Origin of the sequence: Mycoplana sp. BE70 (assembly GCF_031455855.1) — a bacterium.
Taxonomy (GTDB): domain Bacteria; phylum Pseudomonadota; class Alphaproteobacteria; order Rhizobiales; family Rhizobiaceae; genus Mycoplana.
In genome coordinates this window covers 238132-261768 of the sequence record NZ_JAVDTM010000005.1, presented here as the reverse complement: position 1 = coordinate 261768, position 23637 = coordinate 238132, and the positions used below count along the sequence as shown (strand labels likewise).

The window sequence follows — 23637 nt, the reverse complement described above, 5'->3', positions numbered from 1 at the left end:
TGGGAGGAAGACGCGGCAGGGTCGCCGCCCCGCATCGAGCGGGGCGGCGCATCGCTAAAGGTTAGATCTTGCCGACGAGCTGCAGAGAAGGGGCGAGCGTCTTTGCGCCCTCTTCCCACTTGGCCGGGCAGACTTCACCGGGATGGGCGCGGACGTACTGCGCGGCCTTGACCTTGCGCAGCAGGTCGGCGGCATTGCGGCCGATGCCTTCTGCCGTGATTTCCATCGCCTGGATGATGCCGTCCGGGTCGACGATGAAGGTGCCGCGGTCGGCGAGGCCCTCGCCTTCACGCATGACTTCGAAGTTGCGGGTAATCGTGCCGGTCGGGTCGCCGATCATGGCGTACTCGATCTTGCCGATCGTCTCCGACGCGTCATGCCAGCCCTTGTGGCTGAAGTGCGTGTCGGTCGAGATTGAGAAGACCTCGACGCCGAGGCGCTGCAGTTCGGCATAGTGATCGGCCAGGTCGCCGAGTTCGGTCGGGCAGACGAAGGTGAAGTCGGCCGGATAGAAGAAGAAGATCGCCCACTTGCCCTGTATGTCGGCTTCGCTCACTTCGATGAACTTGCCTTGCTTGAAGGCCTGCGCCTTGAACGGCTTGATGGGGGTATTGAGGACGGACATGGGTACTCCTGTAGAAATTTGCTGCAAAGCGAAAATCGCTTCGCGGCGCAACATAGACAGGAGCTAGTGATAAGTAAAATGGATAAAGAATGAAAGTTCGATAGGTGCGAACTATCGCCGCGGCTGTGGCCAAGGGGCGTCGCGGCACGCACGGTTCTCAATAATTGGCCTCTCACGCCAATCATCCGCTGCAAGCATCAACCGGCTTGCGCGTGGCCAGGTTCGCTGATTGAACGGGGGGGAATTTTTGCCGAATGTAATGGTCGGCGTACAACGGCTCGTCGTCGTCCAATTGGGAGTGCCATGCCGGCACCGCTACCGCCTTGTTGCGAACGCGCGTGCGGCGGCGTCTAGAAACTGCGTCCGGCCAAGATGGCCGATTCCGTCCTGGATATCCGCGGTTATTGCTGTTTTCAGCGCTTCCGCGTTCTTGTCACGAATCGCAACCATCGCCTCGGCGTGGCGGTCTACCTTATAGCTTTGCCAATGGTTCTCGGCGGCGTGGCGCATGAAGGGGCCCAGACGTAGCCAGAGCGATTCGATCATCGGCAGAAGCACGCCGTTGGAGTGGACTTCATAGATGCAGCGGTGAAAATCGAAGTTGGCCACCATGCCGCGTTCGATATCCCCGGCATCGTAGGCATCGTCCACCAGGGAATCGAGATGCTGTAGCCGGGCGACGCGGATGAAGTCCATCTCCGGCAGGGCCCGTTCGGCCGCAACCGTCTCCAGTGCGATCCGGGCGGCAAGGATCTCGTCGAATTTTTCCGGCACCATTTCCGGCACGCGGACACGGCGGTTGTCCAGAAGCTCCAGCGCGCCGTCGGCCACCAGATATTGCAACGCCTCGCGCACTGGCATGGCGCTCACGTCCAGCATCTCGGCGAGGCCGTTGATGGTCACCGGTTCGCCCGGCTGGAAACGTCCCGTCATCAGGGCGTGGCGTAGCGTGCGATGGACCCAGTGCTTGATCGATTCGTACGGTTGCCTTTCCTCCGATGCCAGCATGCCTGTCCCCTCCGTGGGTCGAGCCCGATGCCCCTTTGTGGGTGCGTCGCGCATTGAACTAACCCTTTGAAACCGCGTTTTTTCTCAATTCCGCAGGCGGATCGCTCCGGAAAGGCTCGCGTTCAGTTCCCCGGCATATTTCGACGTAGGGTTGATATTGTCCCGTCCGCGAAATTGCCTCTTTACAGTTTTGATCAAATTATGGTTTGTTGTGATCATAAGCAAGCGACGACTATCACATAGAAGCTGCGGCAAGCAGCCATTGTGCAGACCGCCGGGGTGAAGGGGGAGCCTTTCAGAACCCGGGTGAAATGGGGAACAAATGGACCAGACCCAGGTGAAATCCGCCAATGGCGGCGCTATCGGCATGCGCGCCATCCAGAAATGGTTCGGGACTTTTCAAGCCGTCAACGACGTGACCTTGGATATCCGGTCGAACGAGTTCTTCACGCTCCTTGGACCTTCCGGTTGCGGCAAGACCACGCTCCTTCGAATGATCGCTGGCTTCGAGCTGCCGACCGAAGGTCAGGTCCTGCTCGACGGCAAGGACATCTCCAGCCTTCGTCCCAACCAGCGACCGGTCAATACGGTCTTCCAGAACTACGCGCTTTTCCCGCATCTGACCGTCGCCGAGAATATCGGCTTCGGACTGAAGATGCTGGGCACTCCGAAATCCAAGATCGACGGCGTCGTCAAGGAAATGCTGAAGCTCGTGCACCTTGAAGGTCGCGGCGACAACGCGGTGACGCAGCTGTCCGGCGGCCAGCAGCAGCGCGTGGCCCTGGCGCGCGCCCTTGCGCCGCAGCCGAAGGTGTTGCTGCTCGATGAGCCGCTTTCGGCGCTGGACCTGAAATTGCGCAAATCGATGCAGATGGAACTGAAGCGCCTGCAGCTCGAAACCGGCATCACCTTCGTTTTCGTCACGCACGACCAGGAAGAAGCGCTGACGATGTCGGATCGCATCGCCGTCATGTCGACCGGCACGGTCCGGCAGGTCGGTACGCCCTGGGACATCTACGACCGCCCGGCCGAACGCTTCGTCGCCGACTTCATCGGCGAGACGAATTTCCTCGAGGCCGACGTCGTTTCCGTTTCGGGCAACAAGGCCCGTGTGCGCCTTTCCTCGGGCGCTGAGATTCCAGCGACCTTCCCCACCGACTTGACGCCGAGCGGCAAGGTCACGATCGTTGTCCGTCCGGAGCACGCCCAGGTCAGCGCGCCTTCGCCTGCCTCGCTCTTGCAAGGGGTCATCCACGAGGTTGTCTATCTCGGCACCGATACGCACCTCCACATCCGCCTCGACGACGGCACGACCTTCATGGTTCGCCAGCAGAATGCCCGTAGCGGCCACAGCGGCTTCTCCAAGGACGACACGGTCGGCATCGGCTTCAGCGACGACGTCGCCCAGATCCTGAGGGACTGACGATGAATGGCGCCCAGCAGGCCGCCCTCGCGGCCAGGAAAAAAGATACCCGCTCCCGCTGGCTGCTCAGTACGCCGGCCCTGTTGATCATTTTCTTTGCGGCGGTCGGGCCTCTCCTCGTCATGCTGCTCTACTCCTTTATGGCGAAGGGCGACTATGGCGACGTAAGGTTCGGGGAATTCTCGCTTGAGGGGTGGACCTCCGTCCTCTTCCAGCGTGACATATTCGATGACACGCTGGGGTTCGCGGACGCGCACCTGTCCATCATCTGGCGCTCGATCCAGCTGTCGTTCTTCACGACGATCCTCACCCTGATCCTCGGTTTTCCGACAGCCTATTTCATCGCGACGCGCCCGCCGCACACCCGCGAGATCTGGGTGTTCCTGGTCACAATCCCGTTCTGGACCAACCTGCTGATCCGCACCTTCGCGATGCAGCAGGTCATCCGCCACGAGGGCATGCTGAACAATGCTCTGATCTGGCTCGGCATCATCAAGCAGCCCTTGCAGATCATGTACACGGACACCGCCAACCTGCTTGGCATGACCTATGTGTATTTGCCGCTCATGGTGCTGCCGCTTTACGCTTCGATCGAAAAGCTCGACTTCCGGCTGGTTGAGGCGGGGTACGACCTTTATGCGACGCGCTTTCAAGTGTTGCGGCGGGTTGTGATTCCGCTGGTCAAGCCCGGCCTTATCGCCGGCTCGATCCTCGTGTTCATCCCTTCGCTCGGGGCCTACGTCATCCCGCGCGTTCTGGGCGGCGGCAAGAACATGATGCTCGGCAACCTGATCGAGATGCAGTTCGGCTCTGGCCGCAACTGGCCCCTGGGGGCGGCGATGTCGATCACCCTGATGGCCTTGGTGATGGTCGCGCTGATCTTTTATGTGCGCAATGCCTCACGCGGAGGAACGGGCCATGCTTAAGTCGCGCTTCGACGTCCGCGCCCAACCCGGTTTCGGGCTCATCACCCTGTTCACATTCTTTGCGCTTTATCTGCCGATTGGCGCGCTGGTCGTCTACTCCTTCAATGGCGCGGAGTCCCTCTCCCGGTGGGATGGGTTCTCGACGCGCTGGTTCGTGGTGGCATGGCAGAACGCTGCCGTTCAGGACGCAGCCATGCGTTCGCTTGTCATCGCGTCATGGGCGGCGTTTCTGGCATCGGTCGCGGCCACGATGGCCGCGCTTGCTACGACGCGGACGGCGCCCTATCGCGGCCTGACCTTCAAATACGCGCTGATCAACCAGCCGCTCATGGTGCCGGAAATCGTGACCGCGGTGGCGCTTCTGATCGTCTTCTCGCGGATCAAGGTCTGGACCGGCTACTCGGGCCTGGGCTACCTGATTGTCGCCCATACCGCCTTCTGCATTCCCTTCGCCTACCTGCCCATCCGTGCCCGTCTTGAAAGCATGGACCTGACGCTGGAACGGGCGGCAGCCGACCTCTATGCGACGCCCTGGAAGACCTTCTGGCATGTGACCTTGCCGCTGCTGCGTCCGGCGATCATCGCCGGCTTCATGCTGGCTTTCGTCATTTCGCTGGATGACGTCGTCATCACGGAATTCGTGAAGTCCGGCGGGCAGGACACGTTGCCGACCTACATGCTCGGACAACTCCGGCGCGAGACCTCCCCGGAGATCAATGCGATCGCCACCGTATTCCTCGCGCTTTCCACCGCGCTGGTGGTGGTCTTCTTCTTCATCAATCGGCGAAAGCAGTAGTCATCTCGGAAACAATCACAGAGAGGAACAGAGAATGAAAATGAAATGGATGGCAACGACAGCAATGGCGGCGGTTGGAGTGCTGGCGCTGGCAAACGCCGCCTCGGCGGCGGGCGAGCTCAACATCTACAACTGGGGTGACTACACCAATCCGGAGCTCATCAAGAAGTTCGAAGCGGAGTACGACGTCAAGGTCACGATCACCGATTACGACTCCAACGACACCGCGCTCGCCAAGGTCCGGGCCGGTGGTCACGGCTTCGACATCGTCGTGCCGTCGGCGAACTATGTTCAGGTCTGGGTGAAGGAAGGCCTTCTGCAGGAAGCCCGTCCCGACCAGATGGAGAACTTCAAGAACGTCGACGAGCGCTGGGTCGACGTGCCGTGGGATCCGGGTCGCCACTATACCGTTCCGTGGTTGTGGGGCCTGACGGGCATCGGCGTCAACAGCTCGGTCTACAAGGGCGACATCAACACCTCCGCCATCTTCCTGGACCCGCCGGAAGAGCTGGTCGGCAAGATCAACGTGGCGCCGGAAATGAACGACGTCCTCTTCGCCACCATCAAGTATTTTGGCGGCGAGTGGTGCACGATGGACAAGGAGATCCTTCGCAAGGTCCGCGACAAGCTTGTCGAGGCAAAGGCGAAGTGGCTTGCCATGGACTACAGCGTGACGGAAAAGCTGCCGGCCGGCGATTACGCGGCCGTGTACTACTGGAACGGCGCCGTCATGCGCTCGCGGGCGAAGAACGCGGACATCAAGTTCGGCTATCCGAAGGAGGGCTTCCCCTACTTCATGGACAGCGTCGCGCTCCTGAAGGATGCGAAGAACACGGAAAATGCCAAGCTGTTCATGAACTTCATCATGGAACCGGAAAATGCGGCATTGCTTTCCGCCTTTGCCAAGTATGCCAACGGCATCAAGGGTTCGGAGGCCTTCATGCCCGCCGAAATGCAGGCGGCGCCGGAGCTGTTCATCCCGGCTGAATTCCAGGCGGCAGGCGAGTTCCTCGCGAGCTGCGAGCCGGAAACGCTGCAGCTCTACACCAAGATCTGGACCGAGTTGCATAAGTAACTCCGAGAGACGCAAGAACTGCGCCGCGCGACATCGCGCGGCGCAGTGAGATGATGAATTTTCGCGCCCGCGCCCGGTTGCGCGATCAGCAGGAGACCGCCGCGGCGAAAGCCTGACTTTTCGCCAGCCGGTCAGGTGATGCGATGACTTCCACCTTCAAGGACCAGCACGGCTTTGCCCGTTCCGACGTAACACTCGCGAACTGGCGCACCGCTCCCTTTAGCCGCTGGAGCTTCCAGAATGCCCACGACCTCGTGCCGACCGCGGAGATCCGTGCGTCCCGTCCGGATCCGGAAACGGCGATCGCTTCCGAAGCGTTCCTGTCTACGAGGGTAGAGACCGACGTCGAAGGCGCCGCAACGGTCAGGGACTTTCTCGACTACGCACACACGGACGGCTTCGTCGTCCTGCGCGACGGTCGCATTGTCGCGGATTACTACGCGCCTCATGCGGACGTGAACGCGAGGCATCTGATCTTCTCCATCTCAAAATCGATGACGGCGATCATCTCGGGAATCCTCGAAGCCCAGGGGGTGATTGATCCCGACCGCCTGATCACCCACTACCTGCCGGAGGCCGGCGGCAGTGCGTATGGCACTTGCAGTTATCGCGACGTGCTGGACATGCGGGTCAGCCTCGATTTCGAGGAAGCCTATCTCGATCCGCTCGGCGCCTTTGCGCGCTATCGCCGCGCCACGCTGTGGAATCCCCCCGAGCCGGGTGCTCAGACCGAGACACTGGCATCGTTCCTGATGACGTTGCCGAAGGCGGCGCACGCCCATGGCGGCCCGTTCTTCTACGCCTCGCCGAACTCCGATCTGCTCGGCGTCGTTATCGAGCGCGTCACCGGGCGGCGCTTCTCCGATCTGATGTCGGAATTGCTGTGGCAGCCGATGGGGGCGAAGAACGACGCCTATGTGACCGTCGACGCCATCGGTACGCCGCGCTGCGCCGGCGGCATCTGCATGACCGCACGTGACCTTGCCCGTGTTGGGGAGCTCTTGCGCACCGGCGGAGCGGCGAACGGCCGCCAGATCGTCCCCGAGGCCTGGATCGCCGACATGACGACCAAGGGCGATCACGAGGCATGGGTCGCCGGTCTCAACACGATGCTGCCGAACGGCCGTTATCGCAGCCAGTGGTATCAGTCAGGCGAGGCAGATGGCGCCTTTTGCGCGATCGGAATCCACGGCCAGTGGCTCTACGTCGACCCGAGTACGAAGACCGTCATCGTCAAGCAGTCCTCGCAACCGAACCCTTTGGATGACGAGCTGAAGCAGGACATTTTCGCCTTCTTCCGCACAATCAGCGCCATGGCGTTCTGAGTTCTGCGCCGGCGCCAGTGGCGCCGCGCCACCAAATAAAGCCGGCAGTCTGTCTCAACGACGTGGATCGGCCGGCATCAGATCGAGGGAACACCATGCAAACAGAGGCAAGCTACATCATCCGCAATGCGCGGATTCTCACCATGGACGAGGCCAATCCGACGGCCGAGGCGATCGCGATCTCGGGCAATCGGGTCCTTGCTGTCGGCTCCGAACCGCAGATCGACGTGTTTTCCGGGCCGGATACCCATGTCATCGATGCCAAGGGCGGCACGGTGCTGCCCGGCTTCAACGAAGCGCACATGCATATCTTCGGCGGTTCGGTCGGTCTCACCCAGCTCTCCCTCTTCGGCGTCAAAGGCTTCGAGACCTTGCAGGAGAAGGTGCGTGCCTATGCGGCGGCAAATCCCGACCTGCCGCTGCTCGAGGCGCAGTATGCCGATTACACGATCCTGTCGGAGACCGAGCGCGTCACCCGCCACCATCTCGACCGGATCATCTCCGACCGGCCCTTCATGATGGTGGCGCCGGATCGTCACACCGCCTGGGCGAACACGATCGCACTCGATATGGCGGGCATCCTGAAGGGCGGCGAGGTCGGCGTCGGCAACGAGATCGTCATGGGCGACGACGGACTTGCCAGCGGCGAGCTGCGCGAATCCGACGCGATGCGCCCGGTCGCGGCACTCAGCGAGACCGGTGGTCGCGAGATGCTCGGCGTCGGCACCGGCGGCGATCCGGAGCACGTCACGCCTGAGGAGCGCGCCAAGGATATTGCCGTTATCAAGCGCGGCCTTGCCTATTGCGCCTCCCTTGGCATCACCTCGCTGCAGAACATGGATGGAAGTCTCTACCAGCTGGAGATGCTGGACGAGATCGAAAGGACCGATGGGCTCCCGGTGCGCGTGCGCATGCCCTTCCACCTGAAAAACTTCATGCCGCTGTCTGATCTGGAGGACAAGGCGGCCGCCTGGCGCGACCGCTTCGACACCGACAAGCTGCGCTGCGACTTCGTCAAGATGTTCATGGACGGCGTTACCGAGTCCGGTACCGCCGTGTTCATCGACGACTACAAGCACCAGCCGGGCTGGAAGGGCGAGCCGCTGTTCACGCAGGATCAGTTCGACAGCATTGCGACCATGGCCGACAAGCTCGGCCTGCAGATCGCGGTGCACGCGATCGGCGACGGCGCCGTGCGGATGGTCCTGAATGGTTACGAGGCGGCAATCACGGTCAACGGCAAGCGCGACAGCCGCAACCGCATCGAGCACATCGAGGTCGTCCATCCCGACGACATCAAGCGCTTCGCCGAAACCGGCACCGTCGCTTCGATGCAGCCGACCCATCCGCCGGGCAATGCCGGCCTGCCGCTGGAGCCGTACCTCTCCTATATCGGCGAGGAGCGCTGGCCCTACGCTTTCGCTTGGCGAACGCTCGTCGATGCCGGCGCGAACATCGTCTTCGCCACCGACTGGCCGGTCTCGCCGCTCGATCCGATGAGCTGCATCCATGACGCGATGACGCGCAAGACCTGGAAGGCAGACATGGCCGACCAGCGGCTGACGTTGCAGGAGACGCTTGTGGCTTACACGAAGACCAGCGCCTGGGTCGAATTCATGGAGGATCGCAAGGGCGTGCTCAAGGAGGGCTACCTCGCCGACGTCGTTGTCCTGTCCGGCGACGTCGAGCGCACGGCCTTCGAAGATCTCGCCTCGGTGCGGCCGGTCACGACAATCTGCGACGGGCGGATCACCTATCAGGCGTGAAACAAGTACGGTGACGCTTTAGCCCCTCACCCAAACCTCCCCCGCAGGCGGGGAGAGGGACGAAGACGGTACGGCCTGTCCCTTCTCCCCGTTCACGGGGAGAAGGTGCCGGCAGGCGGATGAGGGCAGTTCGAGCAGAAGGGCTTGCGTCGCAAGCAAACAAGGGAGCATCACCATGCGGCAAGTGACGCTGGCAGCCACGCAGATGGCCTGCAGCTGGGATACCGACCAGAACATTGCCACCGCCGACCGGCTGGTGCGCGAGGCGGCGGGACGCGGGGCGAATATCATCCTGATCCAGGAGCTGTTCGAGACCCCGTACTTCTGCCAGGACCAGTTTTCCGGCTTCAATGTGCTCGCACGGCCGCTGGAGGGCAATCCGCTGGTGGCGCATTTCGCAAGGCTTGCCAAGGAACTCGGCGTCGTGCTGCCCGTCAGCTATTTCGAAAAGGCCGGCCCGGCGCACTTCAATTCGGTGGCGATCGTCGACGCGGACGGTAGCGTTCTCGGCAATTACCGCAAGAGCCACATACCGGACGGCCCGGGCTATACGGAAAAGTTCTATTTCTCGCCTGGCGACACCGGTTTCAAGGTCTGGAAGACCCGCTTCGGCACGATCGGCTGCGGCATTTGCTGGGACCAATGGTTCCCGGAAGCGGCGCGCAGCATGGCGCTGCTGGGTGCGGAAATCCTGCTCTATCCGACCGCGATCGGCACCGAACCGCAGGACCCGACGCTCGACAGCGCCGCGCACTGGCAGCGCGTGATGCAGGGCCATGCCGGCGCCAACATGGTGCCCGTCGTCGCCTCGAACCGCATCGGCACCGAGGAAGGGCGCAACAACACCTCGATGACCTTCTACGGTTCGTCGTTCATCGCCGACCAGACCGGCGCGAAGATCGCCGAGGCCGACCGGCAGAGCGAGGCGGTACTGACCGCCACCTTCGATCTTGACGCCATCGAGCGGCAGCGCTGGGGCTGGGGCCTGTTCCGCGACCGCCGGCCGGAACTCTATCGTGCGGTTGGCACCCTGGACGGACAATTCTAGCAAGCGGGGTGGCGTGACCGGTGGTGTCGGGGGCCCGGGACGGACTCGCTCACTCGCTCCGGGGCGAGGTTGTCTCTAGCGCGCGCGTTCAGTAACCTGTCAGCTCGGCAAGCGACAGTGCGGACCTTTCCCGGGCCGTACGGCCGGGGGAGATTGCGGGGGTGGAGTTTGGCGCGCAGATACATTGCCTGGGCGGGAACACTGACGGCACTCATTGCTTTTGTGGTCAGTGCCTTTCTGATTGGCCTGCAACTCGCCGGCAATTTCCACGAAGTCATTCCGGGTGAACTCTATCGCTCCGCTCAGCCTTCGGCCGCGCAGATCGAGCGCTATGTGCGCCAGTACGGAATCCGAACGATCGTGAATCTTCGCGGCCCGAGCAGTAGGCCTTGGTACCAAAGCGAGGTGGCAACCGCCGAGCGGCTCGATGTCAGGCATTTCGATTTCGGGATGTCCTCGTCTAGAGTGCTCACGCTGGCGAAGACGAAGGAACTCGTGGTGCTTCTGCGTGACGCGCCAAAGCCCATCCTCATCCATTGTCGTTCCGGAGCCGATCGGACCGGTCTAGTCTCACTTATATATCTTCACCAGATTGCCGGCGTTGACGAGGAAATCGCCGAAAGGCAGTTGTCGATCCGCTTTGGTCACGTCGGCATCCCCTTCCTGTCGCCGGCCTTCGCCATGGACGAGTCCTGGGAGGCTTTGGAGCAAGCGTTAGGGTTTCCGAGCTGATTGTTGCGGAGACGTCTGCCGTTGCCGCGCTGCGCTTTTCTACAACGCGGAGAGCTGTGAACGAATTGTTGACACGAGTTTTAGTGATTGTCGCATCGTTTCGCTCTGTGCCATAGGCGGAGCAGCATTCCACAGACGATCCCCATGTACATATCCGAGCTCCTCGCCATTTCCTCCGCCGCCTGCGTCGCCTTGAGCGCCATTCTGATTGGTGAATTGAAGGGCCGCGTGCCGCTGATCGTGCTTACCCGTTGGCAGATGTTCGCCGGCTTTGGCATAACGGGTGCCGCATCGCTTGTTACTGGCGGCTGGCGTGCAATCGAACCGTGGCAGGCAGGTACACTCGCACTTTCCGGCCTGTTCGGCATCATTATCGCCAGTAGTGCCTATTTCGCGGCAATCTACATTGCTGGCGCGCGAATGACTTCGCTGCTCTACTCGTTGACTGCACCCTTCGCCGTGCTGTTCGGCTATCTGGGGCTCGGCGAAACGATAACTGGCCAGCAGGGCATCGGCATCGGGCTTGTGGTCGCAGGCGTAGCCTTGGCGATCTGCGGACCGAAGGAGGGCAAAAGCCCGGCAACCGCTTCCAAAATCGCGCGCTTCGCCGGGCTGGGCATTGCGCTCGGCCTGATCACGGCAATTGGCCAGGCGATCGGCACGTTGGCGGCGCGGCCGGCGATGGCTTCGGGCGTGGAGCCCTTTACAGCCATGGCGATCCGCTCGGGCGTAGCTGCCCTGTTCTATCTTGTTCTGTCCTCGCTGCCCATTGCCGCGGTGAAGAGCACCGGTCACTTCACGAAGCGAACCCGCCTCATAGCCTTCGCTGCGGCCTTCTTCGGCACCGGAGTCGGGATGTCGCTGCTAATGGCGGCACTCGCCCGCGGCAATGTGGGTATCGTCGCGACGCTGTCGTCGCTGACGCCGCTGCTGATCCTGCCCATGGTCTGGATGCGGACGGGGAACGCGCCCACCGCTTCTGCCTGGTCCGGAGCCGCCCTGGCAGTCGCCGGCATCGCGCTAATCAGCCTCTGACAGGCCAGTTCGCTCAAAAAACTGGGGAAGGATCGCATTGCGAACGCCAACCGGCGCGGCATTTCCGGTCCTTGCGTCTTTCCACGCCGGTTTCTCTGTTCTATGTGCTGTCGCAATTCTGTCATACATGGAAAAACGATCGTGCTGAGTTGGTTTCGTGCCCTGATGCCCCGGGAAGACCGGTTCTTCGACCTGTTCGACGCGCATGCGCTCACCGTCGTCGGCGGGGCGGAAGCGCTGGAGAAGGTGCTGGCCGGTGGGCCGGACATCGAGCAGTATTGCAACCGCATCGTCGAACTGGAAGACAAGGCGGACCACATCACCGCCGAGGTGCTCCATGCGGTCCGCAAGAGCTTCATCACCCCGTTCGACCGCGGTGACATCAAGGACCTGATCCAGTCGCTCGACGACGCGATCGACATGATGCACAAGACGGTCAAGACGATCCGCCTGTTCGAGCAGTCGAGCTTCGACCCAGGCATGCAGGAAATGGGGACGATCATCGTTCGGGCCGCCCGCCTCGTCGCCGAGGCCGTTCCGCTGCTGAACAAGATCGGCGCCAACATCACCCGCCTCAATGCGATCGCCGAGGAGGTGATGCGCATCGAGGGGCGGGCGGACGAATTGCATGAGGCGGGGCTGAAGGACCTGTTCCGTCGCCACGGCGCCTCCAACCCGATGGCCTACATGATCGGCAGCGAGCTTTACGGTCAGCTCGAGAAGGTCGTCGACCGCTTCGAGGACGTGGCGAACGAGATCAGCGGCATCGTGATCGAGAACGTCTGATGGAGGCCACCCTCGCCCTTCCACTGCTGGTGGCGCTCATCGGCATCGCGCTGCTGTTCGATTTCCTGAACGGGCTGCACGATGCGGCCAACTCGATCGCCACCATCGTTTCGACGCGGGTGCTCAGGCCGCAATATGCGGTGATGTGGGCGGCCTTTTTCAACTTCATAGCCTTCCTTTTCTTCGGCTTGCATGTGGCCGAGACGATCGGCCGAGGCATCATCGATCCGGCCATCGTCACGCCCTTGGTGATCTTCTCCGCCCTGATGGGGGCGATCGTCTGGAACGTCGTCACCTGGCTGTTCGGCATTCCTTCCAGTTCTTCGCACGCGTTGATCGGCGGGCTGGTGGGCGCTGGCCTGGCGCGAAGCGGTGGTGATGCCATCGTGTTCTGGGGCGTGGCGAAGACGGTCGGCGCCATCTTCATGTCGCCGGCCATCGGCTTCTTCCTCGCGCTGATGCTGGTACTGCTCGTCTCCTGGATTTTCGTGAAGCAGACGCCGTTCGCCGTCGACAAGGCGTTTCGAGGGATGCAGTTCATCTCCGCATCTCTCTATTCACTGGGCCATGGCGGCAACGATGCCCAGAAGACGATGGGCATCATTGCCGTCCTGCTCTTCTCGCAGGGCCATCTCGGCTCCGAATTCTACGTCCCCTTCTGGGTGGTCATCACCTGCCAGGCCGCGATTGCTCTGGGCACGCTGTTCGGCGGTTGGCGCATCGTGCACACGATGGGGTCGAAGATCACCCGGCTGAATCCCATGCAGGGCTTCTGCGCGGAAACCGGCGGCGCGATCACGCTGTTCGGTGCGACCTGGCTCGGAATTCCGGTCTCCACCACCCATACGATCACCGGCGCCATCATCGGCGTCGGCGCGGCTCGCCGCGTCTCGGCGGTGCGGTGGGGACTCGCGACAAACATCGTGGTTGCCTGGTTCGTGACGCTGCCGGCCGCGGCGTTGGTGTCGGCTTTGACCTTTTGGGTTGTCGGGTTGCTCGGCGGTCAATGACCGCCGGGCTGTGCGCCTCGATTGCGCGGCCGCGTCCTGAAGGTGAAAAACACCGGTATTCCCGCCAAAATCGGCAGCCTCGTTGAGGTGTTGCACTGCGCAGTCAGGGGCAGCGGGTCTCCGCCGCCTGCCGTGCATACGGGCGTGGCTACATGTAGCTACGGCATGGCCACTACCTTTCCTCGTTGCTTTGGAACACAATCGTGCGTGGGTTTAACCATGCCGTGATGCCGGGGCGTCTTGCGTTCCCAGCAACGTGAGCATGATGGCCAGCTTGAAGCGCTGGCCAGGTTGAGCGTCCTCGAGACTGAAGCTGAATGACCGGTGTGTACCGGATGGGAGGTTTCAAGGTCATGGATTTCGAAAGGTTTTCAAGCTGCCTGCGCTCGAACGTCGCCATCGGCCTTTTGCTGGCGACAGCGAGCGTTTCCTGGTCGGAATCAGCTTTGGCTCAGCAGCAGCAGCAGCAACAGCAGGCTTCCGCCCCGGCCAGTTCCAGCGGCGCCCAGGCCGAACAGCCCGACCTCTTGACCGAGGACGAACTGGAGGTGCTGGTGGCGCGCATCGCGCTCTATCCCGACGAGTTGGTTGCTCTGGTCTCCTCCGCCTCGCTGTTTCCGCTGCAGATCGTCGAGGCCGAGCGCTTCCTCGAGAAGAAGAAGTCGAACAAGGACCTGGAGCCGGACAAGGACTGGGACGACAGCGTGATTTCGCTGCTCAACTACCCCGAGATCGTCAAGATGATGAGTGACGACCTCGACTGGACGCAGTCGCTCGGCAGCGCGCTCGCCTACCAGCAAAAGGACGTGCTGATGGCGATCCAGACCTTGCGCGACAAGGCCGTGGTCGAGGGCATGATCAAGTCGGATGACAAGATCAAGGTCGAAGCGCAGGGCGACAACGTGGTGATCCAGGCCGCCAATCCGGAAGTGATCTACGTCCCGCAGTACGAGCCGCAAATGCTTTACGAGCCCGGCTACGCGGCGGCTCCGATCAGCTACTACAACGATCCCTACCCGAACTACTACTATCCCACGGCGCCCTATTTCGCAGCGGCGATCACTGGTGCCGCGATCTGGGCGGCGGCGGTTGACTGGGACGACTGGGGCGTCTGGGGCGGCAATTGGGGTGGCGACGTCGACATCGATTGCGACAAGTGCTTCAACGACATCAACATCGATCGCGACAAGTTCAAGATGAACGACGTCGACTGGTCGAATATTGACCGTTCGAAGATCAAGTTCGACAAGAACCAGTTCGCCAATTTCGACCGGACCGAGTTCAAGAACGAGTTCAAGGGAAACCGCGACAACAACATCGCCAACCGTGCCAAGGACGTACGGCGTAACGGCGGTGATACGCTTGCGAATCGGGCCGGCAAGGTATCGGTCGACGACGTCCGCAGAAGCAAGGTCGATGCGCAGCGCGCACGCGAACGGGCCGGGAACGCCGCTGGTAACAGGGCCGGTCAGGCGGCCGGCGCGCGTCGGGAGGGCGGCGGCGCGGGCGTCAACCGCCCTGGCGGAGCCAGCGCCGGCAAGGCCGCAGGCGCCAGACCGGCGAATGCCAACCGCAAGGTCAACAAACCGAAGCCTGGCGGCCAGGTGCAGAAGCGCTCCGGCAATCGCCCGTCAGCGATGGGCAACGTCAGCAGCAAGCGCAATACACAGGCTGCCTCCAACCGTGGCCGGCAATCGATGAGCGGTGGCGGTCATCGCAGGCCGAGTGCGAGCGGCGGCGGGCGTCGCGGTGGCGGTGGCGCCCCACGGCCGCGTGGCGGCGGCGGCGGGCGCGGTGGCGGCCGTCGTTGAACAACAGGCGATCAGGAGAGAGCAATGTTGAGAATTGCGCGTGATAGGATTGCAATTTCGCTTGCAGGCGCGATCGCTCTGGTTGCGCTCCAGCTTGCCGGAGTTCCGGCGGCGGCGCAGCAGACGCCCTCGCTGGATGACTATGTTGCGGCAGAGGCGCCGCCCGAATTCGACACGCCCGAGCAGGCGGTCGAGGCCTTCAAGACGGCGGTGAACAACAGCGACTTCGACGCGGTGGCGAGACTTTTTGGACTTGACCCGGCCAAGGCCAAGGCCAGCCCCGGGGCGATGGACACGTTTGCCGACATCCAGGCCGGTGTGAAAGAGAAGGTGGACGTCGAGGACAAGGATGGCGACAAGGTGCTGGACATCGGCAAGATCCAATGGCCGCTGCCCTTCCCGATCGCAAAGGACGACAAGGGCAAATGGGCGTTCGACACCCGTGCCGGTCTTGAGGAGATCGCCGACCGCCACGTCGGCGAGAACGAGCTTTCGACAATCGACACGCTGAAAGCCTACGTCGATGCGCAGGAGGACTACGCGTCCCAGGATCGGGACGGCGACGGCGTGCTCGAATATGCGCAGAAGGTGGTCAGCAGCCCCGGCAAGCAGGACGGCCTCTACTGGCCGGCCGAAGAATTCGGCGGGCAGGAGAGTCCGGCCGGGCCGGCGCTCGCGGACGGCGACGCCCTTCAAAGGGCCAAGGCCGGACAGGGTTACCACGGCTACCGCTACCGCATCCTGACTGGCCAGGGCGACAACATCGCCGGCGGCAAGTTTAGCTATATCATCAACGGCAACATGATCGCCGGCCATGCCGCCATCGCCTGGCCGGTTGCCTATGGCCTCACCGGCGTCAAGACCTTCCTCGTCAACAAGAACGGCATCATCTACGAGGCCGATCTCGGCGCAAACACGGCGGAGATCGCGGCGAAGATCCGGACGTTCAACCCGAGCGACGAATGGGACGTGGTGCAGGACTGATCGTGATCACGGGACCAGGATCGCGAGAAAAGACGTGTCTCTGCAATCTTCATGACCGGGCGCCGCCCGGTCATCCGGCGCGTGCAGATGATGCCGTGTCCTCGAATACGACACGATCCAACGCAGTCACCCGATCAAGGGCGCGAGCAGAATCGATCGCGGAGGCTCAGACTGGCCGCACCAGATCGGCGAGGTAGGAGTTTTCCGCGCGAGAGGTGGCATAGTCCGACGGGACGATCTCGGCGAAAAGCAGCGCCTCGCCTTCGGCCGGGGCTTCGGCAAGCAGGCTGCCATCGGGCGCTGCAATGCGCGAGAGCCCGGCATAGCTGAAGCGTCCCACGGTGCCGCAGTGATTGATATAGGCGACGAAGGTCTGGTTCTCGAAGGCGCGGACCTGGATCATCTTGTCGGCAATGAAGGCGCCGGAGGGCCCGTTCGGCAGCGCCGTCGGCACGACGACGAGGTCGACTCCGTCAAGCGCGAGTCGGCGGACATTTTCTGGAAACTCGACGTCGTAGCAGATCAGCATGCCGATGTTCAGGCCACCGTGGCTGACGATCGCTGACGATGGCGCAGCCGGGCGGAACCAACGCCGCTCGTAGTCGCCGTACAGATGGGACTTCCGATAAATGGCGTTGGTGCCGGCGCCATCGGTGAAGAGCGCACTGTTGTACGTGACGTCGCCGTCCTTCTCAGCAAATCCCGTGATGATGGCGAGCCCGTTCTCGCGGGCGATCGTGGCGAGCCTCTCGATGACAGCACCTTCCGCCGCCGACGCGGTTTCCAGAAACGCCTCCCCTGCCCCATAGCCGTCGACGGCCAGTTCCGGAGCGATCAGAAGCCCGGCCCCGCCATCGGCCGCCTCGCGTGCGGCTGTCGCAATCCGGGCGATGTTGGTTTCGATGTCCCCGTCCACGGCCTGCATCTGCAGGGCTGCAATCTTCATGTCTTCTCCTCCAGACGATCAAGCGGGCAGATGATCGTGCTATTTCTCATTGCTGGCCATCGCACCCAACAGCTTCGGCAGATCACCGAAGCGGGCGACGAGGCCGAAGATCAGGGCGGCAATCGTGACAAACAGGATCGTCACCGAAGCCATGGTTGGCGTGTAACCGTAGCGCAGCGCGTTGAAGATCTTGATTGGCAACGTCTCCATCGTAAAGCCGATCGTCATGTACGCGACGATGTACTCGTTCAGCGACAGCACGAAGGCGAAGGCATAGCCGGAGACGAGATAGGGCAGGATGAGCGGCAGCACGACGGTGCGGAAGACCGTCCGGTCGTCGGCGCCCATCGTTGCGGCCGCCTCCACCAGCGACCGGTCGATCGAGGAGAAGCCGAGCGACAGCGTCACCAGCGGCAGGGTGACGAAGAAGATCGCGTGGCTGATCGCCGCCGTCCATGGCTGTCCGTAGAAGCCGGTCGTCGCCCAGAAGGTCAGCATGCCGAGTGCCGTGATGACAGGCGGAAGCGTGAAGGGGGCGATGCCGAGCAGCTGGAAGATGTTTGCCCAGGGTGCATGGCGGCGCCAGAGAAACCAGGCAAGCGGCAGTGCGATCAGAAGCGCCAGCGCAGCGGAAACGGCTGCCAGCGTGATCGAGGCCAACAGTGCGCTGCGCCATTCGGGGTTGAGGAAGATCTCGCCATACCAGGACAGCGAAAACCCCTGAGGCGGAAAGGCGAGCGTCTGCTTCTCGTTAACCGAAACGCCGGCGACGACGATCAGCGGCATGGACAGGAAGAGTGCGACAAGACCGAGATAGAAGCGCGTGAGGATCGACGTCATGCGGCTTCTCCCTTGCGGCCGGCGAAGAGCGTCAGGCCAACCAGCGCCAGCGTGACGAGCACCAGGAACACGGCCATGGCTGCGGCGAACGGCATGTTGGACTGGTAGATGGCCTGGTCGGTGATCAGCACCGACAGCGTCCAGTGCTGCGGCCGGCCGAGAATCTGCGGCAGCAGATAGGAGCCGAGCGCGAAGATGAAGACCATGATCAGCGTGGCGACTACCGTGTTGCGCAGGGCCGGCACGACGACGGTAAAGAACGATTTCAACGGCGATGCGCCAAGCGTGCGGGCGGCTTCCGTCAGCGTCGGGTCGAGGCGTACGAGGGCCGGATAGAGCACGAGCACGGTATAGGGCAGCGCCTGGTAGACCATCGCCGTCAGGACCGCGCCGAAGCTCGGATTGAGCGCCACTGGTTCGCTCATCAGCCCGATCGCAACGAGCAGATTGGTGATGCCGGCGGTGCGCGAAAACAGCGTCGACCAGGCAAAGCCGATGATAACCTCGGACAGCGACAGCACCGACAGCAGCGCCACCAGCCAGACGACCTGGGTGCGGCGGCGAGCGCGTGTCAGCAGATAGGTGAAGGGCACGGCGATCAGCACGCAGCAGATGGCGACGGCAATCGCAAGGAACAGCGAGAAGCCGAGCACCTTGCCGAAGAACGGGCTGAGGAAGCGGGCGTAGTTGTCAAAGACGAAGGCGGTCGAGTAGAAGCCGGCCGGGTCGCGCTTGAAGAACGAGACGGCAATCATCGTCGCGAACGGCACGACGAAGAACACCGTCAGCATCGCGGCCGGGAAGAACAGCGGACCGTAGTCGGCGAGCCTTTGCGGCGCTTCCCGTCTCATGACTTGAGCACCACGCAGGCGTCGGGACTGAGCTTGACGCCAATCTCTTGGCCGACCGAGACGTCGGGGCGCGCATTCGGCATCGACACGGCGACAATCTGCTTGCCGCCGGCCTCTACGAACGTCTCGATCGTGCCGCCGAGATCGCGCACGAAGATCACCTTTCCGGGAATCGCACCCGGCCCGGGGGCGGTCAGGCGCACGTCTTCCGGGCGAACCGAGAGGATGCCCTTCCCGAGCCCGGCGGGAACGGAGAGGTCTTCGATTGGAGTGCCGAGGACATTGGCGCGGGCGGCGCTGTCGACGGAGAAGTCGATCAGGTTCGTCATGCCGATGAAGTCGGCGACAAACGTATCGGCGGGGCGGCGATAGATTTCGATCGGCGCTGCCGCCTGGCGGATTTCGCCGCTGTTCATGACGACGACGGTGTCGGCCATGGTCATGGCCTCGCGCTGGTCATGGGTGACGACGATCGTGGTGATGCCGAGCCGCTGCTGCAACTGGCGCAACTCGACCTGCATCGCCTCGCGCAATTTGGCGTCGAGGGCCGAAAGCGGCTCGTCGAGCAGGAACAGCTTCGGCGAAATCGCCAGCGCCCGGGCAATCGCCACGCGTTGGCGCTGGCCGCCTGACAGCTTGGAAACCGGCCGGTCGGCATAGCCGGACAGATGGATCATCGCCAGCAGTTCATCGACGCGTTTCTTCTGGTCCTCTTTGGGCAGGCCGCGTATGCGCAGCGAATAGGCGATGTTCTCGCCGACCGTCAGGTGCGGAAACAGGGCCAGCGACTGGAACACCATGCCGAGATCGCGCTTGTGGGTCGGCACGCGGGTGATGTCGGCTCCATCGAGACTGATCGCGCCGCCGGTCGGAAGATCGAGGCCGGCGATCATGCGCATCAAGGTGGTCTTGCCGCAGCCGGAGGGACCAAGCAGGCAGACAAAGGTGCCGTGCGGAACCGTCAAGTTGACGCTCTTCACCGCGGTGAAGCTGCCAAATTCCTTGGTGACGTTTTGTAGGGCCAGTCCGGACATTGGGTCTCCGCTCTGCAGGTTCGCGAGCATTCAGATTGTGAAATTGCCCCTCCCTCTGGCCCTCTCCCCGCATGCGGGGAGAGGGTACGCGCGGAGGCTGCCGCTTGTGTCTTCTCCCCGTTCACGGGGCGAAGCTGGCCGGCAGGCCAGATAAGGGGCCGCTTGGATCAGCCGACGATCAGTTCCGTCCACTTCTGGTTCAGCCAGTCGGACTTGGTCTGATAGAGGTCGTAGCGCGGGATGATCGGCTCGATGTCGGACGATACGGCGGCGAATTCCGCATCCGTCAGGTCGAGCAGTTCGCGCTTGACGGTCGGTGCCGTGCCAACCTTGCGCGACAGCGTCGCCTGGATGGACGGCTGGCACATGTAGTCGATGAAGAGGTGGGCCTCGTCGACTTTCTTGGAGGCGCGCGACAGCGCCCAGCAACCGGAATCCTGGATGCCGCCTTCCTTCGGGAAGGTCGAGCGGACCGGATAGCCGTCGGCGGCGGCAAGGCCGGTGACGTCGTGATAGTACTGGCCCATCGGGATCTCGCCCGATTTCAGCGCCTGTTCGAACTGGGCCTCGTCGCGATACCAGAGTGCCACGTTCGGCTTGACCTCGGAGAGCTTCTCGAACGCCTTGAGGATGCCTTCCTCGGTGTCGAGCGCGTTGGTGCCGCCCATGAAAGTCTTGGCCGTTACCTCAAGCAGGAAGGAGTTGGAGACCAGGGCCAGCAATCCGAGCTTGTCGGCGTTGGCCGGATCCCAGAACGCCTGCCAGGAGGTCGGCGCCTCCTTGTAGACATTGGTGTTGGTGACGAGCGTGATGTACCAAGCCACCGCCCCGATGCCGGCTATGCGGCCGTCCGGATACTTGTTGACGAAGCGGTCGAGCAGGTTGCCGGCATTCTTGATCTTGCCCGTGTCGAGCGGCGCCCAAAGTTCAGTCGCCTGGCCCTTCAGCATCGCCACCTGCGACATCATCGAAACGTCCGCCGGAGCCTGGCCGGCCTTCGCTGCCTGCTCGAGCTGAACGAGCCAGGCTTCGCCCGTCGGCTCGGCGATCGATTCGATCGCGATGCCGGTCGCCTTGGTGAATTCCGGAAAGATGTTCTTGTCGAACGAATCCTTGAAGTAGCCGCCATAGACGCCAACCTTCAGGGACTTTTCCTGCGCGCGGAGGATCGAGGGCATCGCCAGCAGCGATGCACCGGCCATGCCGGCGCCGAGCACGCCGCGGCGGCTCACGTTTGCGTTGAGGATGTCACGCATCGTCTTTCTCCAGTTTCTGCGATCCGGATTGATCCACGGATCGGCATGTTCCCATTTTCTATTATATCTCAAGCCTTTGCCATAACGGAAGGGCTGAATACCATCAGGCTCAGGATTTCGAACAGAACCTGCGCGCCGGCATGCGCCGTATTCGTCGTGGCATCGTATTGCGGAGCCACTTCAACGACGTCGCCGCCGACGAGGTTGATACCCTTCAATCCACGGATCAATTCGAGCACCTCGCGGGTGGTGAGACCGCCGACTTCCGGTGTGCCGGTGCCCGGTGCGAAGCTCGGGTCGAGGCTGTCGATGTCGAAGGACAGATAGGTCGGACCGTCGCCGACGATTTTCTTCGCCTTCTCGATGATCGCCGGGATGCCCATGCCGGTGACTTCCTCGGCATGGATCACCGTCATGCCGGAGTCATAGGAGAACTCCCACAGATATTCCGATGAACCGCGGATGCCGATCTGGATCGTGCGGGTCGGGTCGAGAACGCCGTCAAGCACGGCGTTGCGGAACGGTCCGCCGTGGTGGAACTTGGTGCCGTCGAAAGAGCCGCCGGTATCGCAATGGGCGTCGATGTGGATCATGCCGACCGGCTGCTTCTTGCCGACCGCCTTCATGATCGGGTGTGTGATCGAATGGTCGCCGCCGACGGCGAGCGGAATGACGCCGGCATCGACGATCTGGTTGAAGCGTTTCTCGATGTCCTCATGGCTCATCTCCAGCCGGAAGCGGCTGCGAAACGGGACGTCACCGATATCGGCAACCCGCAGATCCTGTACCGGGGCGCAGTCCAGCACGTGGTTGTAGGGGCCGATGCGCTCGATGGCGCGCATGGCGCGCGGTCCAAAGCGCGAGCCATTGCGGTTCGTCACGGCGAGATCCATCGGCACGCCGGTGATGGCGACCTGGAGATCGCCGAAGTCCGGGTTTTCCGCATCGACCGGCTTGTGCGGTGCCGACAGGAGGGTGGGTACGCCCGCATACGGTGCGAGGCGGGTGCCGCTTTTGGAGAAGATCTTGTCTGCGACCTTGCGGAAGGCGGGATTGAAAATGTCGCCGCCGTGACCGTCGCCGAATTTTGCCCGAAGTGCCTGGAGCTTGCTGTCGTCAAATGCCATTTTCGCCTCGCTTGACCTGATCTGTCGGCACGGGGATACGTCGGCTTGATTTGTCAGCAGCGAATTCCGTTCCCCGGGCTTTGCCCTTGTTGCCATCATTACGTAACAAATCGGCTGGAAAAGCAATTGACATTGTTATAGCGTTTTATGTGAGAAAAATTCACACTGAAGCGCGCCTCCATCCATGTCCAGCCGTCTGCCGCCCCTGAACCCGTTGCGCGCCTTCGAGGCCGCGGCGCGTCGAGGTTCGGTTTCAGCAGCTGCCCGGGAACTGAGCGTTACCCACGGCGCCATCAGTCATCAGATCAAAGCGCTCGAAGAGGCGCTTGGCGCAGTGTTGTTCGAGCGCGGCGGCAAGCGGCTGAAGCTGACCTCGCAGGGCGCGCTGCTGCTGCCAGCGGTCACGGAGGCGTTCGGCGGCATCGCGGCGGCGACGGCATTGATGAGACGGCCGGCGACCACCGGTTCGTTGACGATCACCTGCGTGCCGGCACTGTTGTCATTCTGGATCATCCCAAGGCTGAACCGTTTTACGGATCGATATCCGGGCATCAAGCTCACCCTCATTCCTGCGAATGATCCGTCTCAGGTGTTCTCGCGCGACGTGGACGTGTCCATTCTCTATGGCGACGGCAATTGGCCGGACTGCTGGACGCGGCTCTGGAGCCATCTGCGGCTCTTTCCGATTGCGAGTCCCACCCTTCTCAACAGCCGGCCCTTGCGTTCTGTGCGTGACCTTGTCGACCACACGCTGTTGCACGGCGACCGGGACGGGCGAGAGTGGACCACCTGGTTTGCCGCCGCCGACGCCGTTCATTTGCCGCGCGGGCCGCAGCATTTCCTGAGCGATGCTCGCCTTTCGACCGAGGCTGCCCTGCACGGCCAGGGAATTGCGCTGGGTGATACGATCACAGCGGCGAGCCTGATCGCCCGCGGTGAAATTGTTGTGCCGTTCGATCTGTCGGTTCCAGCCAATGATGCGTTCTACGTCGCTTGCCGGCAGGATGTCCGCGCGGCGCCCATCGTCAAAGTATTCATTGACTGGCTGTTCACCTCTCTGGAAGAGGACAGTTTGCCGGAGCCGCAAATCTCGGCGCGCATGCTGCTGCGCGGTCGAGGCGGGCGGACGGCGGAGAACTCTAACCCCCTCCCCGGCCTGCCGGACGGCGAAAAAAGACAATCCTGGACCGACGAACCCGCGTGCGACGCGGATTTACCTTGAAAGAAGCGCCA

22 protein-coding genes and 1 pseudogene are annotated in these 23637 nt (G+C 62.5%); 15 read left to right on the top strand and 8 right to left on the bottom strand.

Going from position 1 to position 23637, the window contains the following annotated elements:
- Positions 1-61: 61 nt before the first annotated feature.
- Positions 62-625 (bottom strand): alkyl hydroperoxide reductase subunit C, encoded by a 564-nt coding sequence (gene ahpC / locus J2Y48_RS11575; RefSeq protein WP_310417459.1) that lies wholly within the window; start codon positions 623-625, stop codon positions 62-64.
- Positions 626-940: 315 nt separating this feature from the next.
- A complete protein-coding gene (locus J2Y48_RS11570; RefSeq protein ID WP_310417455.1) occupies positions 941-1633 on the bottom strand; it encodes a GntR family transcriptional regulator in 693 nt (230 codons plus the stop codon).
- Between the two features lie 322 nt (positions 1634-1955).
- Between J2Y48_RS11570 and J2Y48_RS11565 the strand changes: the two genes are divergently transcribed.
- The 14 genes and pseudogenes from J2Y48_RS11565 to J2Y48_RS11505 all read left to right on the top strand — a co-directional run bounded on the left by J2Y48_RS11565 (position 1956) and on the right by J2Y48_RS11505 (position 16350).
- On the top strand, positions 1956-3056 hold the full coding sequence (locus tag J2Y48_RS11565; protein WP_405030208.1) for an ABC transporter ATP-binding protein: 1101 nt from the start codon (positions 1956-1958) through the stop codon (positions 3054-3056).
- Between the two features lie 2 nt (positions 3057-3058).
- Positions 3059-3982, top strand: a complete 924-nt coding sequence (locus J2Y48_RS11560; RefSeq protein ID WP_310417452.1) for an ABC transporter permease — start codon at positions 3059-3061, stop codon at positions 3980-3982.
- Positions 3975-4778, top strand: a complete 804-nt coding sequence (locus J2Y48_RS11555) for an ABC transporter permease (RefSeq protein ID WP_310417449.1) — start codon at positions 3975-3977, stop codon at positions 4776-4778. The genes J2Y48_RS11560 and J2Y48_RS11555 overlap by 8 nt, the downstream gene beginning before the upstream one ends.
- Before the next feature lie 40 nt (positions 4779-4818).
- Positions 4819-5853, top strand: coding sequence for an extracellular solute-binding protein (locus tag J2Y48_RS11550; protein WP_310417784.1), 1035 nt, complete (start codon positions 4819-4821; stop codon positions 5851-5853).
- Between the two features lie 143 nt (positions 5854-5996).
- Positions 5997-7178, top strand: a complete 1182-nt coding sequence (locus J2Y48_RS11545) for a serine hydrolase (RefSeq protein ID WP_310417446.1) — start codon at positions 5997-5999, stop codon at positions 7176-7178.
- 95 nt (positions 7179-7273) lie between these two features.
- Positions 7274-8944, top strand: a complete 1671-nt coding sequence (locus tag J2Y48_RS11540) for an amidohydrolase (RefSeq protein ID WP_310417443.1) — start codon at positions 7274-7276, stop codon at positions 8942-8944.
- Between the two features lie 175 nt (positions 8945-9119).
- Positions 9120-9992: an N-carbamoylputrescine amidase gene (aguB, locus tag J2Y48_RS11535; RefSeq protein ID WP_310417440.1), complete on the top strand. Its 873-nt coding sequence runs from the start codon at positions 9120-9122 to the stop codon at positions 9990-9992.
- A gap of 168 nt (positions 9993-10160) precedes the next feature.
- Positions 10161-10724 (top strand): dual specificity protein phosphatase family protein, encoded by a 564-nt coding sequence (locus J2Y48_RS11530; RefSeq protein ID WP_310417437.1) that lies wholly within the window; start codon positions 10161-10163, stop codon positions 10722-10724.
- A 144-nt stretch (positions 10725-10868) separates the two neighbouring features.
- A pseudogene (locus J2Y48_RS25360) lies at positions 10869-11261 on the top strand (EamA family transporter); the annotation flags it as partial.
- Positions 11250-11759, top strand: a complete 510-nt coding sequence (locus tag J2Y48_RS25355; protein WP_405030216.1) for an EamA family transporter — start codon at positions 11250-11252, stop codon at positions 11757-11759. The pseudogene J2Y48_RS25360 and the gene J2Y48_RS25355, both read left to right, overlap by 12 nt.
- A gap of 141 nt (positions 11760-11900) precedes the next feature.
- Positions 11901-12545, top strand: a complete 645-nt coding sequence (locus tag J2Y48_RS11520) for a DUF47 domain-containing protein (protein WP_310417431.1) — start codon at positions 11901-11903, stop codon at positions 12543-12545.
- A complete protein-coding gene (locus J2Y48_RS11515; protein ID WP_310417428.1) occupies positions 12545-13555 on the top strand; it encodes an anion permease in 1011 nt (336 codons plus the stop codon). Before J2Y48_RS11520 ends, J2Y48_RS11515 begins: the two co-directional genes overlap by 1 nt.
- Positions 13556-13908: 353 nt before the next feature.
- Positions 13909-15366, top strand: coding sequence for a DUF3300 domain-containing protein (locus tag J2Y48_RS11510; protein WP_310417424.1), 1458 nt, complete (start codon positions 13909-13911; stop codon positions 15364-15366).
- Between the two features lie 24 nt (positions 15367-15390).
- Positions 15391-16350 (top strand): DUF2950 family protein, encoded by a 960-nt coding sequence (locus J2Y48_RS11505; RefSeq protein WP_310417421.1) that lies wholly within the window; start codon positions 15391-15393, stop codon positions 16348-16350.
- A 166-nt stretch (positions 16351-16516) separates the two neighbouring features.
- On the opposite strand, the gene J2Y48_RS11500 is transcribed toward J2Y48_RS11505, so the two are convergent.
- The 6 genes from J2Y48_RS11500 to speB all read right to left on the bottom strand — a co-directional run bounded on the left by J2Y48_RS11500 (position 16517) and on the right by speB (position 22404).
- On the bottom strand, positions 16517-17296 hold the full coding sequence (locus J2Y48_RS11500; RefSeq protein WP_310417417.1) for a carbon-nitrogen hydrolase family protein: 780 nt from the start codon (positions 17294-17296) through the stop codon (positions 16517-16519).
- Between the two features lie 39 nt (positions 17297-17335).
- Entirely contained in the window at positions 17336-18136 is an 801-nt protein-coding gene (locus J2Y48_RS11495; protein WP_310417413.1) for an ABC transporter permease, read from the bottom strand.
- The gene (locus J2Y48_RS11490; RefSeq protein WP_310417410.1) at positions 18133-18987 is read right to left on the bottom strand and encodes an ABC transporter permease; all 855 of its coding nucleotides are present in this window, start codon (positions 18985-18987) and stop codon (positions 18133-18135) included. The genes J2Y48_RS11495 and J2Y48_RS11490 overlap by 4 nt, the downstream gene beginning before the upstream one ends.
- Positions 18984-20021 carry an ABC transporter ATP-binding protein gene (locus J2Y48_RS11485; RefSeq protein WP_310417407.1) on the bottom strand — a complete coding sequence of 346 codons (1038 nt, stop codon included), beginning with the start codon at positions 20019-20021 and terminating at the stop codon, positions 18984-18986. Before J2Y48_RS11485 ends, J2Y48_RS11490 begins: the two co-directional genes overlap by 4 nt.
- A 167-nt stretch (positions 20022-20188) precedes the next feature.
- Entirely contained in the window at positions 20189-21277 is a 1089-nt protein-coding gene (locus J2Y48_RS11480; protein ID WP_405030207.1) for a PotD/PotF family extracellular solute-binding protein, read from the bottom strand.
- 68 nt (positions 21278-21345) lie between these two features.
- Positions 21346-22404: an agmatinase gene (speB, locus tag J2Y48_RS11475; RefSeq protein ID WP_310417404.1), complete on the bottom strand. Its 1059-nt coding sequence runs from the start codon at positions 22402-22404 to the stop codon at positions 21346-21348.
- Between the two features lie 184 nt (positions 22405-22588).
- On the opposite strand from speB, the gene J2Y48_RS11470 reads away from it, so the two are divergent.
- A complete protein-coding gene (locus J2Y48_RS11470; RefSeq protein ID WP_310417401.1) occupies positions 22589-23626 on the top strand; it encodes a LysR substrate-binding domain-containing protein in 1038 nt (345 codons plus the stop codon).
- The last annotated feature ends 11 nt before the right edge of the window (positions 23627-23637 follow it).

Excerpts from the sequence above, each read along its gene's own strand:
- ahpC (WP_310417459.1), bottom strand. The coding sequence starts at position 625 with ATGTCCGTCCTCAATACCCCCATCAAGCCGTTCAAGGCGCAGGCCTTC.
- J2Y48_RS11570 (WP_310417455.1), bottom strand. The coding sequence starts at position 1,633 with ATGCTGGCATCGGAGGAAAGGCAACCGTACGAATCGATCAAGCACTGG.
- J2Y48_RS11565 (WP_405030208.1), top strand. The coding sequence starts at position 1,956 with ATGGACCAGACCCAGGTGAAATCCGCCAATGGCGGCGCTATCGGCATG.
- J2Y48_RS11560 (WP_310417452.1), top strand. The coding sequence starts at position 3,059 with ATGAATGGCGCCCAGCAGGCCGCCCTCGCGGCCAGGAAAAAAGATACC.
- J2Y48_RS11555 (WP_310417449.1), top strand. The coding sequence starts at position 3,975 with ATGCTTAAGTCGCGCTTCGACGTCCGCGCCCAACCCGGTTTCGGGCTC.
- J2Y48_RS11550 (WP_310417784.1), top strand. The coding sequence starts at position 4,819 with ATGAAATGGATGGCAACGACAGCAATGGCGGCGGTTGGAGTGCTGGCG.
- J2Y48_RS11545 (WP_310417446.1), top strand. The coding sequence starts at position 5,997 with ATGACTTCCACCTTCAAGGACCAGCACGGCTTTGCCCGTTCCGACGTA.
- J2Y48_RS11540 (WP_310417443.1), top strand. The coding sequence starts at position 7,274 with ATGCAAACAGAGGCAAGCTACATCATCCGCAATGCGCGGATTCTCACC.
- aguB (WP_310417440.1), top strand. The coding sequence starts at position 9,120 with ATGCGGCAAGTGACGCTGGCAGCCACGCAGATGGCCTGCAGCTGGGAT.
- J2Y48_RS11515 (WP_310417428.1), top strand. The coding sequence starts at position 12,545 with ATGGAGGCCACCCTCGCCCTTCCACTGCTGGTGGCGCTCATCGGCATC.
- J2Y48_RS11510 (WP_310417424.1), top strand. The coding sequence starts at position 13,909 with ATGGATTTCGAAAGGTTTTCAAGCTGCCTGCGCTCGAACGTCGCCATC.
- J2Y48_RS11505 (WP_310417421.1), top strand. The coding sequence starts at position 15,391 with ATGTTGAGAATTGCGCGTGATAGGATTGCAATTTCGCTTGCAGGCGCG.
- J2Y48_RS11500 (WP_310417417.1), bottom strand. The coding sequence starts at position 17,296 with ATGAAGATTGCAGCCCTGCAGATGCAGGCCGTGGACGGGGACATCGAA.
- J2Y48_RS11495 (WP_310417413.1), bottom strand. The coding sequence starts at position 18,136 with ATGACGTCGATCCTCACGCGCTTCTATCTCGGTCTTGTCGCACTCTTC.
- J2Y48_RS11490 (WP_310417410.1), bottom strand. The coding sequence starts at position 18,987 with ATGAGACGGGAAGCGCCGCAAAGGCTCGCCGACTACGGTCCGCTGTTC.
- J2Y48_RS11485 (WP_310417407.1), bottom strand. The coding sequence starts at position 20,021 with ATGTCCGGACTGGCCCTACAAAACGTCACCAAGGAATTTGGCAGCTTC.
- J2Y48_RS11480 (WP_405030207.1), bottom strand. The coding sequence starts at position 21,277 with ATGCGTGACATCCTCAACGCAAACGTGAGCCGCCGCGGCGTGCTCGGC.
- speB (WP_310417404.1), bottom strand. The coding sequence starts at position 22,404 with ATGGCATTTGACGACAGCAAGCTCCAGGCACTTCGGGCAAAATTCGGC.
- J2Y48_RS11470 (WP_310417401.1), top strand. The coding sequence starts at position 22,589 with ATGTCCAGCCGTCTGCCGCCCCTGAACCCGTTGCGCGCCTTCGAGGCC.